The sequence below is a fragment of the Aestuarium sp. genome (genome assembly GCF_023253315.1).
In the GTDB taxonomy this organism is placed as follows: Bacteria; Pseudomonadota; Alphaproteobacteria; order Rhodobacterales; family Rhodobacteraceae; genus Marivivens; species Marivivens donghaensis.
Genome location: NZ_JALRGW010000089.1, coordinates 1 through 1,153 on the forward strand (window position 1 = coordinate 1; position 1,153 = coordinate 1,153).

General features: G+C 53.9%; 1 protein-coding gene. It reads left to right on the plus strand.

Features of this window, described 5'->3' with window-relative positions; genetic code table 11:
- The coding region (locus tag AC1QQ2_RS14305) for an alpha-amylase family glycosyl hydrolase (protein ID WP_479713642.1) at positions 1-1,153 on the plus strand (1,153 nt) is incomplete at both ends.

Sequence of the window (1,153 nt, forward strand, 5' to 3'; positions counted from 1 at the left end):
GAACGCTCGCGGATTTTGATGCGCTGATTGACAAAGCTCATGGCCTTGGCCTGAAGCTGATGATCGACATTGTGCCGGCGCATTGCTCGGATCAACATGCGTGGTTTCAGGAAAGCCGCCAGTCGCGCGACAATCCCAAAGCGGATTGGTTCCACTGGGTCGATCCGCTTTCAGACGGGTCCGCGCCGACTAATTGGCTTTCTTTCTTTGGTGGCCGCGCATGGTCTTTCGAGCCGCGTCGCCAACAATACTATTTGCACAACTTTCTGCCCGAACAACCGAACCTGAACCACGCCAATCCAGACGTACAGAATGCGTTTGTCGACATCGCCAAGTTCTGGTTTGACCGTGGTGTAGACGGCTTCCGACTGGACGCGGTTCACACAATCAACGCGGATACGCCACCCTTTAAGAACAATAAACCAAATCTTGACTTCGTTCTGGGAGAGTTGCCCCAACAGCAGCAACCATTTTTTCGCCAACTGAAAGACACTGCGCAGTTGAACCAGCCGTCCATTCAGGGCTTCAGCGAAGCATTCCGCGCGTGTGCCGACTCATATCAAGGGGATCGCTTTCTAATGGGCGAGGTTCATGGTGATGATGCGAATGTTGTCCAAGTCAGTCAGACGTTTACCGCCGAGGGTAGGCTTCATGCGACATATAATTTCGATCTCTTAGCCTGGGATGGCCTGGACGTAGAGGGATTGCGCTACACGCTCAACAAAGCCGTCGCGGCCTTCAACGAAAGCGGCCGCCAATCCTTTTCTTTTTCAAATCATGACGTGCCACGCTCGGCTACGCGCCAATTGGGGGCGCTGGGCTTGGACGCCTCACAATGTCAGGCGATGCAACTTCTACTTTTGAAGTTGGAAACCAGCATGATTGGTTCCACCTGTGTGTATCAAGGCGAAGAACTTGGTCTCGAAGACGTGCGCGACATACCGTTAGATCAAATGCAAGACCCTTGGGGCATTGAATTCGCACCGGTCTTTCTAGGGCGCGACACTTGTCGCACACCCATGGTCTGGCGCGCCAGTCAGCCCAATGGCGGGTTCTCTTCCGCCAATCGGACCTGGCTTCCAATTTCAGCGCAACATCTGTCGCATGCTGGGCTGGACGAAGCTGAACGTCCTGTGTCGGTCTACAATCAATT